The following is a 13,728-nucleotide window of genomic DNA, read 5'->3' as shown; positions in this document are numbered from 1 at the left end:
TAGTTTTTAAAAGCGCTCAATCAGAGGTTTTACCTATGTCTACTTCCCATGGCAACCCGTCCACTCTTCAGGCTTTGTATGCATTGGGAGCAGAGACGTTTGACTCATCCCTGAGCATCACCGCCGAACAGTTTGTGGCCAATGTCGAACCCCTCGCGCCGGGCTTTGGACGGCTGATTGTGGAGATGGAGTTTGGTGCGATCTACAACCGTCCAGGTCTGGACATCAAGACTCGTGAGCTGATCATCATCGCCTCCTGTGCGGCTCTGGGGGCTACAGGTCTGGGCGCAGTCAAAATGCATATCCCTGCTGCATTGCGTCATGGCGCAACACGTGCGCAGATCGTTGAATCATTAGTCCAGGTGTCGATGGCTGCTGGTCTGCCAACCGCGTTAGGAGCACTGCAAGCGGCCAGTGAAGTGTTTGCCGAGCTTGATGCCAACGCATCGCCTAACTGAGTCGGCGCATCATGTCTGCCTCAATCCCGCTGAAAGACAGTCGCTCCGGCACATTGGCGATGCTGGCATTCGCCTGCGGGGTGATGGTTGCCACTATCTACCTGTGCCAGCCATTACTAGCAGAGATGGCTCGCTCATTTGGCATCGCGGCGGATCGAGCGGCACTTGTGGCCGTGGCCACGCAGGTGGGCTATACGCTTGGCATTTTGTTTGTGGTGCCGCTCGCCGATGGCAGCGATCCGGTGAAGCTCATACGACGGATGATGATGCTGACCATCGTGGGGCTTATTGCCGCTGCACTGGCACCTGTACTGTCCGCGTTGTTGGTGGCAAGCGTCTCTATCGCGGCCACCTGCGTCGTCGCCCAGATCCTCATTCCGCTGGCTACAACGCTGGCAGCCCCAGAATTTCGCGGGCGAATCGTCAGCAAGCTCAGTACGGGGCTGATTCTAGGCATTCTTCTATCCCGGACGTTCTCGGGGTTGGCGGCTGAATATTTGGGCTCGTGGCGAGCGCCGTTCCTGCTTGAAGCGTTGCTGATCGCTGTACTTTTCTTCGTGCTGCCAAGGTATCTGCCCGCCCGTAGCACTGGTGCGGGGATTGGTTACTGGCACCTCATCAAGTCGCTCCCTCCACTGTTTCGTCATCGCGAACTGCAACTGTCCATGGCGCTGAGCCTGTGCTGCTTTGCAGGTTTTTCCGCGCTGTGGGCGACCCTTGCGTTTCACCTTTCCAGCGCATCATTCGGGCTGGGCCCGGCCGCCGCTGGCTTATTCGGTTTATGGGGCGCGCCAGGCGCGCTGCTCGCACCGATGGCAGGCAGGCTCGCCGATCGATGGGGGCCAGGAAGAGTCAATGCCTGCGCATTGGTCTGTATGGCTGCCTGTTTTCTCCTGGCCGCGACACTGGGACGAACATCAGTTATAGCGCTGGTTATCGCGATCAACCTTCTCGATTTCGGTCTACAAAGTGGCCAGGTGGCTAATCAAGCGCGGATCTTTGGCCTGAGCCCGGAGATACGCGGCCGTTTGAACACCCTGTACATGGGGGTCACATTCGGTGGCGGGGCGATGGGAGCACTGATCGGCGGGTGGGTCTGGTCCGTCGCGGGCTGGGTCGGGATCTGCTGGTTGGGTGGCTGTCTGGTTGTCATGGCCGCACTTGTTCTTGGCTGTGCTTCTGTTTTTGCCTGCGCCGCTTCAAAGACGCCAGCGTGTTAAAGCCTGGCCTCAGTTTCAATCGGGCGTACCGGCGGGTTTACCAACACTGATGACTCCCGCAGAGGTTCTGGCGAGACCAGTCATCGTTACCGCAACGCTATTCGTCGGCCAAAACAAATATCTCACTATTTAAGAATACCTCTCATTGTCGAGTTAAACATAGGATGTTAGGATCATCCTCAATTAATCCTGTTCTCGGTGATGACCATGCAAGCGCTTCTTGCCAGTCCAGCAAAAAACCGTCGATGGATCGCGTCCACCATTGACGTGATCCGTAGCTTGATCGCCAATCAGACCTACCGCATTGGTGATCGGTTACCGACCGAAGTCGAGCTGCTTGAGCAAATCGGCGGTAGTCGTCATACCGTCCGCCAAGCACTGCAGACGCTTCTGAACTGGCAGTTCCTGGAGTTCCGCCCGGGCGAAGGGATGTACGTCAGGCAAGCCACTCAATCTGTGGATGAACGGCGCCAGCACAATCGGGCCGGCATCCGTGACCATCTCGAGATGCATTACGTGCTTGAGGTGGAGGCTGCTCGCCTGGCTGCACGTCGCCGAAATATGGATGACATACGCCGTCTGCGTGAGCGTCTGGGCGCACGTGGTGAATACAGCGCTGATGATGATTTGAACGACTTTATTGCACGTGATCGCGAGCTCCACATGGCGATCGCGATCGCCTCCCATAATCTCGCGCTACAGGCGATGTATCGCTCGTTCAGCGTGTCGATCAGGAGCCATGTCCTGGCCATTTTTGCCGATGGCCAGTTGCTCGATCCGGACCTTGATGCGCACGTAAAAGTGGTCGAGTCGATCATCTACGGCGATGAGCAGGCCTCAGTTGCGGCCGTGAAGGCAATGCTGCTGCCGACCATCGCGCAGCTCAATGATTTTTTGGGCGGCGACAGCTGCGAAATTTCCGTGGCAGACCGCCTCGGCTTATTGTGGGTATGACCATGACCAGAATGATCTTTTCCATCAACCAGTGCTCGTCCATTGAACTGCGTTTGCTGAAGGCTCTCAGGGCGCTGAACTGGGAAGGAAACTGGCCTGCCCAGGCTGGCTTTTTCCTTGAAGAAATCGGCTTGAGCTCTGCACAGACATTTGTGTTCGCCGATCTCGTCTCGGTCATTATCAAGGCCGATCCGAATTTCTACCTGCTGGGGCCGATGTCAGCTTATGTCTCGCGAGATGAGTTGAATCTATTGGCAGCGTTGGGCATTGCATCGCGCAAATTCAGCAATACCTCGGATCAGTCTGACCCTCAAATTGCACCGGTGCTAAAAAGCCTGGTGGACAGTTGTGGGACCGCCCTGAGCAAGGCGCGCATTGCGATGAAGACCCGATCACCGCTACAGGCGGGAAGAACGGTTCCGGGCGCCGCGTCTCAAGTCATACCGTTTCAGGACGACAGGACAATGCGCACTGTTAGAGTCGTATCGGTTCATAAACCGACGCCCCAGGTCCGCCGGATCGTTCTGGGTGGGCACTCGCTCAAAACTTTCGAGACTGATCTGCCTGCGCAGTGGGTAAAGATTTTCCTGCCTGACGGGACTGCGCAGCCCATAGGCCGCGCATTTACCATTCATAACTTTGACACGATCAATAAAGAGCTGACCTTCGACATCGCGTTGCATGAAGGCGGGCCAATGTCCGAGTGGGCGTTGACAGCAAAACCAGGCGACGAATTACAACTGGCGGGTCCCCGAGGCGGTTTCAAAGGCGCGACCCCACGATCCTGGCTGTTGATGGCTGCGGATGAAACAGGCTTGCCGGCGATTGCTGCCATCGTTCGTCAGTTGCCAGCGGACCTTGAAGTCCATGTGTTTGCAGAAGTGGCAGATGAGACCGAACGTCAATTTCTTGAGATCCAGCCGAAGGTTCGGGTGCGCTGGATTTACCGAAACGGCAGCGCAACGCAAGAGCCAGAGACCCTCAGCGAGGTCTTGCGCTACAGCCCGCTTCCAACCACGGGCGGCGACGCCTGGATTGCTGCAGAGGCTTCAGTGATTCGCAGCATCCGTACGCAGTTGCTGCGCGATCGCGGCTTTGAGCTGGGCAAAGTCCATGCCGCGGGTTATTGGAAGCGTGGCGAGCAGGATCATCGCGACCTGGCTGCCGGTTAATCAACACAACACCCACAACCTCTCGGAAAAAAAGACATGGAAAACCGGTGCACATTCATCGGCGGGGTTTCGTTCGCTCTCGTTTTGGGATTGAGTCCACGCGTGCTCCTGGCAGAGGAGCCCGTCAAAGCCGTGGCGTCTGAGCTAGGTTCGGGTGCGGTGGTCCTCGACGACATTCAGATCGACGCAACCCAGGTCACGCAAGACGATGAAATAGAGGGGGTGGTCGCGCGGCAATCCGCAGCCGGCACAAAGACCGATACTGATATCGCTGAAGTCCCTCAGTCGATATCGGTAGTGGGACGTACCCAGATGGATCAGCAAAAAGCGCAGACCGTTGCTGAGGCCCTCAAGTACACGCCAGGCGTCTTTGCCGATAGCCGTGCAGACGGTTTATTCGATGGCCTGTTCATACGAGGGTTCGGCGGGTTTGGCGGTTTGGCTAATTTTTCAAAGCTGTTGGATGGCCTGCCGCTGCAGTCGGGCCAGTACCTTGCGACTCCCGCTGTCGACTCGTACCTGCTTGATCGCATCGATGTCCTCAAGGGGCCTGCGTCCGTTCTTTATGGGCAGGCAAGTCCGGGTGGAGTCGTCAACATGGTCAGCAAGCGGCCAACCGATACGCCATTGCACGAAGTCGAAGTGCAGACCGGCAGTCGCGGGCGTGAGCAAATCGCTACGGATCATTCTGGCCCGATCGATGATCAAGGCATCTGGAGTTATCGCATCACGGCCCTGACCAAGAAGGCCGACACTCAGATCAATCACACGCAGGAGCAGCGTGTTGCAGTGGCGCCGAGCCTGACGTGGCGGCCGAACGATGACACTTCCCTGACGCTGCTGGCGAGCTACCAGAAAGATCCTTCGAGTTATTACACAGGCTGGGTGCCAGCGCAGGGATCGGTATCGGGCAGCGCCACTGGCAAGATCTCACGGCATTTCAATCCTGGCGAGCCGTCAGTCGATGCCTATGATCGCGAGCAGACGCTGTTCGGATATGAGTTCAGCCACCGCTTCAATGACATGTGGTCGTTCAAGCAGAACACCCGCTACATGGATCTGAACTCGGAATACAAAGGGTTCATGGTCAATTACGTGAATCCTTATTCATCGACTACAGCGGGTGAGCTCAACCGGCTGGCGGACCACAGCATCGAGAAGCAGCAAACCTTCAGTGTGGACAACCAGCTGGAGGCGAACGTTGATACCGGACCGTTCCAGCACAAGGTGCTCATCGGCCTTGAGTATGATCGGGCGCAATCCAGCATGCGCTTCGGTCGCTCGTATGACGTGTCGGGTATCAACTATGTGAACCCCGTTTATGCCCAATCGGCGGCATTACCCGCGCTGACTAGTCACACGGTACAAAAGCCCGAGCAAACGGGGCTCTATCTGCAGGACCAGATCAAATGGGATCAATGGACGTTCCTTGCCGGCTTGCGTCAGGACTGGGCGAAAACACGGACCGAGGACAAAGTTGCCGGTACCAACAGCCACCAATCCGATCAGGCGCTGACCGGACGTGTCGGGGTGGTGTATGCCTTCGACAATGGCATCTCCCCATATGCCAGCTATTCGAACTCGTTCGAACCGGTGGTCGGCACGGATGCGCAAGGTCAGGCGTTCAAGCCTACCAAAGGCGAGCAATACGAAGTCGGCATCAAATACCAGCCAGTGGGGTGGGACAGTTTCATCACATTGTCGGCCTTCCAGATCAAGCAGGAAAACGTTCGTACCACGGACCCGGGGAATGCCTTTTACTACGTTCAGACCGGTGAGGTTCGTGTACGCGGCGCAGAACTCGAAGGTCGAGCCAACCTGACGGACCAGATCAGCCTGCTGGCGGGCTATTCCATCCTTGACCCTGAGGTCACAAAGGACACAACCAAGTCCAATGAGGGCAATCGTCCGGTCTCGGTGCCGCTGAGTCAGGCTTCTGCCTGGGTTGACTACGCCTTCAGAGGCACCTTTGACGGCCTGACTTCCGGAGTCGGATTGCGCCATATCGGTAAATCCTACGGCGACACCAACAACGATATCTCCGTAGACGCTTACACGCTTGTGGACGCGGCACTGCGTTATGACTTGAACAAAGCGTCTACAGCTTTGAAAGGCTGGTCGGTAGCAGTCAACGTCAACAACCTCAACGACAAACACTACGTCGCATCCTGCTTCTCGGCCGGCGGCTGCTTTTATGGCGCCGAACGCACGACATTGGCCAGTCTGAAATATTCATGGTGATGACGAAATGAATGTCTTGAATCACGCCCAGCCAGACGCGCAGCCACAAGAGCCTCATCGGGCATTCAGGTCGTTCTGGGTGCTGTTTGCGGTCGGCCTGCTTTATGTCTCATTCGGTGTCTGCTTCGGCCTGCTCGAATACGGCGTACCGCCGATTCTGATGTCCCGAGGCGTCGATTTGGCGTCGATGGGGTGGGTTATCGCGCTGTATGTTCCATTCGGTTTGACCTTTCTTTGGGCCCCGTTGATTGATGGGAAACCTTTGCCCTGGCTGAGCTACCGGATCGGCTGGATTGCTCTCTCCCAGTGCATCAGTTCGGCGCTTTTGGTCGTTATTGCATTCGGAGAGGGTTACCTGGCCCACACGTTGTTCGCACTGGGGCTGGCGGTCTGTTTTGCCGTGGCGACGATGGATCTGGCGCTCGATGCGTTGGCTGTGGACATCATTGGCCCCAACCACAGAGCGACGGCGGCGGGCCTGAAAGTGGCTGCCCTGGCATTTGGCGGTCTAATCGGCGGTGGAGTGCTGGTCGGTTCATTTGACCGCCTTGGATGGTCGGGCACCTTCCTGCTAACAGCGGGATTGCCGATCCTGACGCTGCTCCCCGTGCTAGCCCTGACCCGCGCTGATCAACCGCGAGCCACTGGCCGCGCTCGGCCCAGTCTGTGGATCACATTCAGTCGGCCGGGCGCTTTGCGCCAGATTGTCCTGCTTTCACTTATAACCACCGCCACCATCTCGCTGATCTATTTTCAGCGACCGATCCTTGTCGAGATGGGCGTTGCGCTCAGTGATATCGGCTGGGGGCTAGGAACGCTCGCGCCGATTGCCAACACCTTGGCGGCGCTTGTCGTGGCGCCGTTTCTGTCGCGAATGGCCCCGGTCAAATCACTGTTGCTGCTGGTTGCTGTTTCGTCCCTGGCAGCGGCCGGAACGGTGATCAGCATTGCTGACGACTCACCTTCAGCAGTCATGCACTGGGCGCTTCTGCAGGGAATGGCCAGCAGCGCATTGTCGGTGATCATCTACGCCCTGATCCTCAAGTGGTCCAGCAAGGCCCAATCTGCAACCGACTATGCCGTGTTGTGCGGGAGCAGCCGTTTACTCACAACGGTGACCCTGATGGCTGTGCCTGCGGCTATCACGTATTTGAGCTGGTCGGTGTTTTACGCGCTGTGCGTCGGCGTTTTGCTGGTGCTGTCTTTCCTGATTCGCCGTGAAGTCGCGTCACTGGGTGAGGTCAGACCGTGACCAAATGATTTATCCCCAATCCATTTCTATTGGTCGTTGACCGAGCTGAGAGGCTGAACCATGAAAATCAAACAAGACGTCCTGGCATTCGATGACGTGCTGCTGGTACCGGGCTATTCGGAAATCCTTCCGAAGGACACCAATCTGACCAGCCGGCTGACACGTACGATCAGCCTGAACATCCCATTGACTGCGGCCGCCATGGACACGGTGACAGAGTCGCGCCTTGCGATTGCTCTCGCCCAAGAAGGCGGTATGGGCTTCATTCACAAAAATATGAGTGTTGCGATGCAGGCCCTGGAAGTTGCCAAGGTCAAACGCTATGAGTCTGGCGTCGTTCGTGATCCCCTCACTGTTGCTGCTGGCCAAGCCATTCGGACGGTTATCGCGTTAGCGGCCGACTATCAAATTTCGGGTTTTCCGGTGGTCGATCAGAATCATCAGCTGGTAGGTGTGGTCACCAACAGAGACCTGCGGTTTGCCTCCGAAATTGATGCTCCGGTGTCATCGATCATGACCCCGAAGACCAGGCTTGTGACGGTGACCGATGGGACCAGTGTCGCAATGGCCAAGGCGCTCATGCATCAGCATCGTCTGGAGCGGGTTCTTGTCGTGGATCACAACTACAAGCTGACAGGGCTGATTACGGTGAAAGACATCTTGAAGTCGACTGAGCACCCGATGGCATGTCGAGACGCTTTTGGCCGTTTGCGCGTTGGGGCAGCTGTGGGTGTGGGCGCGGACACTGACGAGCGTGTCGATGCTCTGATCAAGGCAGGTGCGGATGCCATCGTGGTCGATACCGCCCATGGGCATTCCAAAGGTGTGATCGAGCGCGTACGTTGGATCAAGACTCACTATCCCGATGCACAGGTCATTGCGGGAAACATTGCCACACCAGAAGCCGCGCTCGCCTTGATTGAGGCTGGAGCGGATGCTGTGAAGGTCGGAATCGGCCCAGGCTCCATCTGCACCACACGCGTGGTCACCGGCGTGGGTGTATTGCAGATTTCGGCGGTCGCCAATATCGCCGAAGCCTTGGTCGGCTCAGGTGTGCCCCTCATCGCTGACGGGGGCATTCGTTTCTCGGGTGATATAGCCAAAGCACTGGCCGCTGGTGCTCATACGGTAATGCTCGGCGGACTTTTCGCTGGCACGGAAGAAGCGCCTGGGGAGACCGAGTTGTTCCAGGGGCGCAGTTACAAAAGTTATCGAGGCATGGGATCGCTTGGCGCGATGCAGCAAGGCTCCAAGGATCGCTACTTCCAGGACAGCACTCAGAACGTAGATAAATTGGTGCCCGAAGGTATCGAAGGCCGCGTGCCATACAAGGGAGCACTTTCGGCCATTGTCCATCAGTTGCTTGGCGGATTGCGCTCATCATTGGGCTACACCGGCTGCGCATCGATTGCGCAGTTGCACGACAAGGCCGAGTTTGTGCGCATCACCGGTGCCGGGTTGCAGGAATCACACGTGCATGATGTGCAGATCACCAAGCAGGCACCGAACTACCTCGGGTGATGAAGCGGGTCTAGTTGCGCCCGAACAGGTTGCGCTGGACCTGAATCAAGTGACCTTCGATCAGTTCGCGCGAGAGCTTTTCATCACGGTCGCGCAGCGCGTCGACGATCGCGCGGTGCTGCTCTTCGTACTGACTGCGCCGCTCCGGGGTCAATGAGTTCTTTTTAAGACGCCCCCATTCGCCTTCTTCGCGAATCTGCGTGGTGAGTTCAAGGATTTTCAGGAAAAAACTGTTATGGGTCGCTTCTGCGAAAGCTTGATGGAGGGCGCCATCCCAGTGCTCGAATTCCTCGATAGTGGAAGCCGCTTCGGATCGGGTGATGCACTCGTCCATCTTTTCGAAGTCAGCGCCCGTGGCATAGCGAACGATCAGGCTCGGCATTTGGGTTTCGATCAGAAGCCGCGCCTCCATCAGCTCGGCCGGGCTCGTCTGGACGGCCGAAGTGCGGTGTTCAACGACAGGCATCACGAGCCTTACGTTATCAGCGACGAACGTCCCACTGCCTACCGTTTGAGTGATCAACCCCATTTCCTTGAGATTGGAAAGCACGCGCCTGACGGAGCCCCTCGACGCCTGAAAGGATTCGCTCAATTCTCTTTCGGCAGGCAGCTTCTGGCCCGCCGCAAGCCGGCCGCTTTCGATCTCTTCGACTAGGTATTTGGCCAAGTTCCGTGCGCCATCTGCACGAACGGACTTTTGAGCCACTGCTTCACTCACGCTGAAAGCCTTTTTGGTAGGAGGGTTGAGGGTGTATGAGAGTGAAAGGTATACCAATTGGTCTAATGCTGCAAAAAAATGGTTGCATTGGTTCTTTTGTGGTCCTATATTCGGTTTCAGTTGAACCAAAAATAGACCGTAAGAGGACCAATAACAATGAAACTCGCAACCATTCAAAACCCTGCCGGCGAGCTGTCTGTTGTAGTCGTGAACAGCGAAACCGAACGCTTCTGGCCTGTTTCCGACCTGATCTCCGGCTTCACGGGTGACATGAACCAATTGGTACTACAGTGGGATCAGTTGAAAGCTGACCTGGTACCGAGCGGTGAAGGCCAATCGTTGGAAGACGTTACCCTCAAGGCGCCGTTGCTGCCACGTCGCAACCTGTTCTGTGTCGGCAAGAACTATCACGAGCATGCGGCAGAGTTCAGCAAGTCCGGTTTCGACCACAGCGCCAAAGACGGCGAGATCGCTCCTGAATTCCCGGTCGTCTTCACCAAGACCCCAGACACTGTCATTGCCACCAATGACAAAATTCCGCGTCACGCTGATGTCACCGACCAGCTCGACTACGAAGCTGAATTTGCCGTGATCATCGGCAAGGGAGGGCGTGGCATCTCCAAGGCTGACGCCTACGCACACGTGTTTGGCTACACCATCGTCAACGACATGACCGCTCGTGACCTGCAGAAGAACCACCGTCAATGGTTCCTCGGCAAATCGCTCGATGGTTTTGCACCGATGGGCCCGTGGATCGCCACTGCTGATGAAGTCAACGTTGCTGATGCCACCATCCAGTGCTGGGTCAATGGTGAGCTGCGCCAAAACTCCAACATCGGTCAACTGATTTTCGACATCCCTCACCTGATCGAAACCATTTCCGCTGGCATCGAGCTTAAGCCGGGCGATGTGATCGTAACCGGTACTCCGATGGGTGTTGGTATTGGCTTTACGCCTCCACGCTTTCTGCAGTCGGGTGATGTGGTTCGTATCGAAGTCGCCGGTATCGGCGCTCTGGAGAATGAGGTGGCAGAGTGACTACCCAACTCCTGAACGGCATCGCCGTCGAGGTTTCAGGGGAGGGCACCCCGCTGCTGTGTATTCATGGCTTGGGCGGTTCCTCTAATACTTGGACCTCTGTTCTGCCGGCTTTCGACGGTTTTAAGGTCATCCGTTTCGACCTGCCGGGCAGCGGTCGCTCCGCTCTGGGCAATACAGCGCTTTCTATTGAACTGTACGTGCAAACTGCAGAGCAGGTTTTGGAAGCGCTGGGGGTCGACAAGGTTCATGTGGTCGCGCACTCCATGGGTACCATCGTTGCGGCTCACTTTGCCGCGCGCCATCCACAAAGGGTCAGCAGCCTGGCGCTGTTCGGTCCGTTGCTGGCTCCACCTGATGCGGGCCGTCCGGGCATTCAGGCCCGTGCCGACCTGGCCCGCAGCGGCGGTGTTGAAGCGCTGCAGGAAATTGCCGATGCGATCGTCAAAGGCGCTACGGCACAGCAAACCAAGGACGGTCAGCCCGCCGTGGTCGCTTTGGTGCGCGAATGCATCATGCGTCAACCTGCAGAGGGCTACAGTCAGAGTTGTGAGGCTCTGTCGAAAGCACAACCGGCGGCCGTCGAAAAAATCACAGCGCCCGTCCTACTGGTGACTGGGGATCAGGATGGCGTCGCGCCTGTTGCAGCCGTCAAAGCGTTCACTGAGCGCCTGTCCAATGGTCGCATGGTGACGTTGGACGCGTGCGGGCACTGGACGACCTTTGAAAAACCCGTGCAGTGCATGGTCGAGCTCAAGCAGTTCTATTCATCCATAGCGTGATCTTCATGGCGGACGGGCTTCGCCTAAGCCTGACCGGCATTCTTCAAGCGGGAGAGTTTCTACAGCCGCCAATCGTTTCGGCCCTGTGTAACCCTAATAAAGATTTCGGAGAATTCAGATGCATAACAATAAGATTGCATTCACGAATGTCACCATTTTCGACGCAAGCGGTGACAAGCCTTACAAAGGCAGCGTGCTGGTTGAGGACAATCGCATCAAACGTATTGTCCGTGGCACTGCCAAGCTTCACGACCTCGATGCGAAAACCATCGATGGTAAGGGTGCGTTTCTGATGCCCGGCATGACCGAGGCTCATACGCACTTTTCCTGGAATGACCAACCTTCGCTGGCAGCCATTCAGATGATGCCGCCGGAGGAACACATACTCTGGTGTGTCGGTGTCGCCAAGCGCTACCTCGATATGGGGTGGACGTCGTGCATTGGTGCAGCCGCCGCGAAGGCTCGTCTTGATGTTGTTCTGCGTAACGCCATCAATGCGGGGCAGTTTCCAGGACCGCGCTACCTCGCAGGTAGTCAGGAAGTCTCCACTATTGGTGCATTGGGCGACAACACGCTCCCGCACCTGCCGTTTCCTGAGCTTAACTTCGGCGCTCTGTGCTGTGGTCCTGAGGAGATCCGAAAAACGGTTCGGACCTTCATCAAATACGGGGTCGACCACCTGAAGATCAACCTCTCCGGTGAATACATTGCCGGCATCGCGGCGGAGACTTCACCGTTTTCCGAGGAAGAGATCGCCATGCTGGTTTCCGAAGCCAAGCGTTTCGGTAAGCGCGTCGCTGCACACGCGCGTTCGGCGGAGTCGGTCAAGCAATGCGTGCGTTACGGCATCGACATGATCTACCACGCAAGCTTCGCGGACGAAGAAGCGTTGGACATGCTCGAAGCCAACAAGGAAAAGCACTTCGTTGCGCCAGGTCTGGCCTGGTTGATTCGCACCACCTACAACGCATCCGAATATGGGATCACCCCAGCGATCGCAGAAAAAATGGGCTACAAGCGCGAACTGGAGGCCGCCTGTGAAACGCTGCAGAAGATGCATAAGCGTGGCATTCGAGTGCTGCCCGGTGGTGACTACGGATTCGCATGGATGCCTCACGGCACCAACGCCATGGACCTCGAGTACTTCACTACCTATCTGGGCATGACCAACATGGAGGCGTTGATCGCGGCCACCCGTTACGGCGGCCAGATCATGATGCAAGGGGGTGAGCTGGGTCAGATCAAGGAAGGTTTCCTCGCAGACCTGATGCTGGTCACCGGCAACCCGCTGGCAGACATCCGGGTCCTGCAAAACCCTGAAAAAATTGCGTTGGTCATGAAGGACGGCGCGATCCACAAGAGCTCTTTCGAGATCCTGCCTCCGAGAGCTGTCATCCACCGCATGCCTGCCCAGAAAAATTCAATGGCAGCTGCGCATTCCTGACACGGGGCGCCTTCGGGCGCCTTGATTCAATCCATCAGATAAACCGGCACTGATCCCAGGATCAGGGTCTTGAAACCCCTTTGCCCAAAGCTCGCTGATCTCGTCCGCGTGCGGTGTAGCTGTGTGTCTCCATAACAACAACAATCGAGATAGACCATGAAAAAAGTACTCATCCCTGCTGCAGTGTTGTGCGGTTTCCCCGTTTTTTCGTACGCGGCTGACTACCCTGAATTCAATTTCAACGTTCTCAGTGTTATGGCCACGGGCAATTCAAAGGCTGACCCCATTCTCGGCACAGGTACGTCGGACAAGAACCTGACGACCTACCAGTTTGAACACTTCAGTACCTTCAAGTACGGCGATATCTATCTGGACGCAGAGGTGTACAAAGGCGATGACGTCGGGGGCGAAGGTGCCGCTTCTGGCGGTTCGGGGAAAAGCTCTCAGAGCCTGCTGGTGGCAAACCCAAGGTTGAGCCTGGGCAAGATGACCGGTAAATCGTTTGCGTATGGGCCGGTGACGGATGTGTCGCTTATCGCGCGCTGGGAAGATGCCAGCTATGCCGACTTCCGCTCAAGAAACTACGGCCTTTCGCTCAACTTTGATGTGCCAGGCTTCGTTTATTTCGAATCAGGTCTGCTGCGGCGTACCACCAACTACAACGACCCCAACTGGCTGTGGCGTTCGTACCTGATTTCAAAGCCATGGGAGATTGCCGGACAGCAGTTCAACTTCACCTTGCTGTCATTGATCAACGGCACAGACCATAACGGCACTGAGTATTTCACCCGGCCTGAAGTGCTCTGGCACGTCGACAAGGCCGGATCGTTTCAGTTAGGCGTGAGAGTGGAGACTCACCACTACGACATCGGAGGAGACCGCTACGGGCGCATCTCCCCCAACATCATTTTCAAATGGTTTATGTGAT

At 56.7% G+C, this 13,728-nt stretch carries 12 protein-coding genes; 11 read left to right on the top strand and 1 reads right to left on the bottom strand.

Going from position 1 to position 13,728, the window contains the following annotated elements; all coding sequences use genetic code 11:
* The first annotated feature begins 35 nt into the window (after positions 1–35).
* The 7 genes from BLU48_RS15810 (at position 36) to guaB (ending at position 8,818) form a co-directional block, all read left to right on the top strand.
* A complete protein-coding gene (locus tag BLU48_RS15810) occupies positions 36–458 on the top strand; it encodes a carboxymuconolactone decarboxylase family protein (protein WP_082636662.1) in 423 nt (140 codons plus the stop codon).
* Between the two features lie 11 nt (positions 459–469).
* Complete coding sequence (locus tag BLU48_RS15805; protein WP_057023599.1) at positions 470–1,678, top strand: MFS transporter; 1,209 nt, start codon at positions 470–472, stop codon at positions 1,676–1,678.
* Positions 1,679–1,885: 207 nt separating this feature from the next.
* Complete coding sequence (locus BLU48_RS15800; protein ID WP_167659870.1) at positions 1,886–2,632, top strand: FadR/GntR family transcriptional regulator; 747 nt, start codon at positions 1,886–1,888, stop codon at positions 2,630–2,632.
* Between the two features lie 2 nt (positions 2,633–2,634).
* Positions 2,635–3,804: a siderophore-interacting protein gene (locus BLU48_RS15795; protein WP_057023601.1), complete on the top strand. Its 1,170-nt coding sequence runs from the start codon at positions 2,635–2,637 to the stop codon at positions 3,802–3,804.
* 36 nt (positions 3,805–3,840) lie between these two features.
* The gene (locus BLU48_RS15790) at positions 3,841–6,045 is read left to right on the top strand and encodes a TonB-dependent siderophore receptor (RefSeq protein ID WP_082636664.1); all 2,205 of its coding nucleotides are present in this window, start codon (positions 3,841–3,843) and stop codon (positions 6,043–6,045) included.
* Positions 6,046–6,052: 7 nt separating this feature from the next.
* Positions 6,053–7,297, top strand: a complete 1,245-nt coding sequence (locus BLU48_RS15785) for an MFS transporter (protein WP_057023603.1) — start codon at positions 6,053–6,055, stop codon at positions 7,295–7,297.
* 60 nt (positions 7,298–7,357) lie between these two features.
* Complete coding sequence (gene guaB / locus BLU48_RS15780; RefSeq protein WP_057023604.1) at positions 7,358–8,818, top strand: IMP dehydrogenase; 1,461 nt, start codon at positions 7,358–7,360, stop codon at positions 8,816–8,818.
* 10 nt (positions 8,819–8,828) lie between these two features.
* Here the strand turns inward: guaB and BLU48_RS15775 are convergent, their stop codons facing one another.
* Positions 8,829–9,536, bottom strand: coding sequence for a FadR/GntR family transcriptional regulator (locus BLU48_RS15775; protein WP_057023605.1), 708 nt, complete (start codon positions 9,534–9,536; stop codon positions 8,829–8,831).
* 156 nt (positions 9,537–9,692) lie between these two features.
* Between BLU48_RS15775 and BLU48_RS15770 the strand changes: the two genes are divergently transcribed.
* The 4 genes from BLU48_RS15770 to BLU48_RS15755 all read left to right on the top strand — a co-directional run bounded on the left by BLU48_RS15770 (position 9,693) and on the right by BLU48_RS15755 (position 13,727).
* Entirely contained in the window at positions 9,693–10,574 is an 882-nt protein-coding gene (locus BLU48_RS15770; protein ID WP_057023606.1) for a fumarylacetoacetate hydrolase family protein, read from the top strand.
* Positions 10,571–11,356 carry an alpha/beta fold hydrolase gene (locus BLU48_RS15765; protein ID WP_057023607.1) on the top strand — a complete coding sequence of 262 codons (786 nt, stop codon included), beginning with the start codon at positions 10,571–10,573 and terminating at the stop codon, positions 11,354–11,356. Before BLU48_RS15770 ends, BLU48_RS15765 begins: the two co-directional genes overlap by 4 nt.
* Before the next feature lie 118 nt (positions 11,357–11,474).
* A complete protein-coding gene (locus tag BLU48_RS15760; RefSeq protein WP_057023608.1) occupies positions 11,475–12,800 on the top strand; it encodes a metal-dependent hydrolase family protein in 1,326 nt (441 codons plus the stop codon).
* A 156-nt stretch (positions 12,801–12,956) separates the two neighbouring features.
* Positions 12,957–13,727 (top strand): hypothetical protein, encoded by a 771-nt coding sequence (locus tag BLU48_RS15755; RefSeq protein ID WP_057023609.1) that lies wholly within the window; start codon positions 12,957–12,959, stop codon positions 13,725–13,727.
* Position 13,728 lies beyond the last annotated feature (1 nt).

Source organism: Pseudomonas synxantha (assembly GCF_900105675.1).
Lineage (GTDB): Bacteria > Pseudomonadota > Gammaproteobacteria > Pseudomonadales > Pseudomonadaceae > Aquipseudomonas > Aquipseudomonas synxantha.
Note: the sequence above shows the minus strand (reverse complement) of the source record. Positions and strands in the feature narration are given on the sequence as shown.

Excerpts from the sequence above, each read along its gene's own strand:
- BLU48_RS15760 (WP_057023608.1), top strand. The coding sequence starts at position 11,475 with ATGCATAACAATAAGATTGCATTCACGAATGTCACCATTTTCGACGCA.
- BLU48_RS15795 (WP_057023601.1), top strand. The coding sequence starts at position 2,635 with ATGACCAGAATGATCTTTTCCATCAACCAGTGCTCGTCCATTGAACTG.
- BLU48_RS15800 (WP_167659870.1), top strand. The coding sequence starts at position 1,886 with ATGCAAGCGCTTCTTGCCAGTCCAGCAAAAAACCGTCGATGGATCGCG.
- BLU48_RS15805 (WP_057023599.1), top strand. The coding sequence starts at position 470 with ATGTCTGCCTCAATCCCGCTGAAAGACAGTCGCTCCGGCACATTGGCG.
- guaB (WP_057023604.1), top strand. The coding sequence starts at position 7,358 with ATGAAAATCAAACAAGACGTCCTGGCATTCGATGACGTGCTGCTGGTA.
- BLU48_RS15790 (WP_082636664.1), top strand. The coding sequence starts at position 3,841 with ATGGAAAACCGGTGCACATTCATCGGCGGGGTTTCGTTCGCTCTCGTT.
- BLU48_RS15770 (WP_057023606.1), top strand. The coding sequence starts at position 9,693 with ATGAAACTCGCAACCATTCAAAACCCTGCCGGCGAGCTGTCTGTTGTA.
- BLU48_RS15755 (WP_057023609.1), top strand. The coding sequence starts at position 12,957 with ATGAAAAAAGTACTCATCCCTGCTGCAGTGTTGTGCGGTTTCCCCGTT.
- BLU48_RS15785 (WP_057023603.1), top strand. The coding sequence starts at position 6,053 with ATGAATGTCTTGAATCACGCCCAGCCAGACGCGCAGCCACAAGAGCCT.
- BLU48_RS15810 (WP_082636662.1), top strand. The coding sequence starts at position 36 with ATGTCTACTTCCCATGGCAACCCGTCCACTCTTCAGGCTTTGTATGCA.